This is a genomic window from Acinetobacter sp. 228, assembly GCF_048147885.1.
In genome coordinates this window covers 1-1710 of record NZ_JAYWYV010000153.1, presented here as the reverse complement: position 1 = coordinate 1710, position 1710 = coordinate 1, and the positions used below count along the sequence as shown (strand labels likewise).

2 protein-coding genes are annotated in these 1710 nt (G+C 41.9%); both read left to right on the top strand.

Annotated elements, in window-relative coordinates; genetic code table 11:
* A partial coding sequence (locus VXQ92_RS16865) for an acetate/propionate family kinase (RefSeq protein ID WP_416682593.1) occupies positions 1-951 on the top strand: 951 nt, incomplete at its 5' end.
* A gap of 44 nt (positions 952-995) precedes the next feature.
* On the top strand, positions 996-1710 hold a 715-nt coding region (locus tag VXQ92_RS16860), incomplete at its 3' end, for an AAA family ATPase (protein WP_416682592.1).

Sequence of the window (1710 nt, the reverse complement as noted above, 5' to 3'; positions counted from 1 at the left end):
GTACATGGTGGAAGCCTTACCAAAGCTGAACTACTCACCCCTGAAATTGTAGAACGTATTCGTGCAGCCACTCCGCTTGCACCGCTTCATAATCCTGCTCACTTAATCGGGATTGAAGCAACGATGCGTCTCTTCCCTGAATTACCTCAAGTTGCCGTATTTGACACTGCATTTCATCAAACGATGCCTGCACATGCATACCGTTATGCAATCCCTAAGTTTTTATATACAGAACATAATGTTCGTCGCTATGGTTTCCACGGTACAAGTCATGCTTATGTGTCTGACCGCGGCAGTGAACTGGCAGGAAAATTCCAAAAAGGTGGTTGGTTAACAGCACACTTGGGCAATGGTAGCTCGACTTGTGCAGTGTGGAATGGACAAAGTGTTGATACTTCTATGGGCCTTACTCCACTTGAAGGTGTTGTAATGGGAACACGTAGTGGTGATGTCGATCCAAGTTTACACAGCTTCCTTGCTAAAAATCTTGGCTGGGACTTAGCAAAAATCGATAAAGTCTTAAATAACGAAAGTGGATTACTTGGCTTATCACAACTCTCTAACGATATGCGTACAGTGATTGAAGCTGCTGAAAATGGCCATGAAGATGCTTGCCTCGCGATTGTAGTATTTAGCTATCGCCTTGCAAAATCACTTGCTGCCCTAAGTTGTGGTCTACCAAGTATTGATGGTTTGATCTTCACAGGCGGTATTGGTGAGAACTCAGCTTATATACGTGAAAAAACTCTAGCTTATTTACCTCATTTCGGTTTACAGCTCGATAAAGACCAAAACAACAATTTAAAACGTGGTACAGAAGGCCGTATTGATAGCGGCACAGGTCCACAAATCTGGGTGATTCCAACCGATGAAGAAGGCCGTATTGCCAAAGAAACTCGTCAGGTTGTAGAGGTTTCACAAAATACATCTCCTGAAGTTAGCCTTGCTTAATTACAGAAGTCAAAAAAACGCTATTCATTTATTTATAGGTTTATATGAATACAATTTTATTAATTCCTACAGGTGAAGGGGTTGGTTTAACCTCTGCCTGCTTAGGTATGATTTATGCACTTGATTGTAATGGGATTAAAGCAGGCTTTTTAAAACCGTTCTCTCAGGTAGATCAAGAAAATTTAGACCGAACTACCTCTTTATTTGGTCATTTATTTCAAAGCAAAACTGTTCAATCCATTTCTCATGAAAAGCTAACCCAACGCATTGCGGCTGGTGAAGTCGATGAGTTACTTGAAGAAGCAGTAAGTCTTCATCGCAGTATCGCAGCAGACAATAATGTGATTATTGTTGAAGGCTTATTACCAAATGGGCAAGACCATTTTGCCAGTGAACTTAATGCAAGCCTTGCTCAAGCGCTTGATGCTGAAGTGGTTTTAGTCAGTACAGCAGATATTCAAAACCCACGTAAAACAGCAGAGAAAGTTGAAGCTCACTTACGGCAGTTTGGTGGTGCAACCTCTAACCGAACAGCGGGCGTACTCTTTATGCGTACACGCGGGTTATCTGAAGAGACAGCTCAAATACCTGTCGCATTTGACCCGTCGTTACGTCCAACCGAAGACATCGCAAAATTTACGGCAGAATTGCAAAAATATAACCGCTACTTTGGATCAAGCGATTTACCAATTATTGGTCTAGTTCCGTTTAGTAATACCTTAAGTGTACCTAGAACATTAGACATCGCCAGCGTGATTG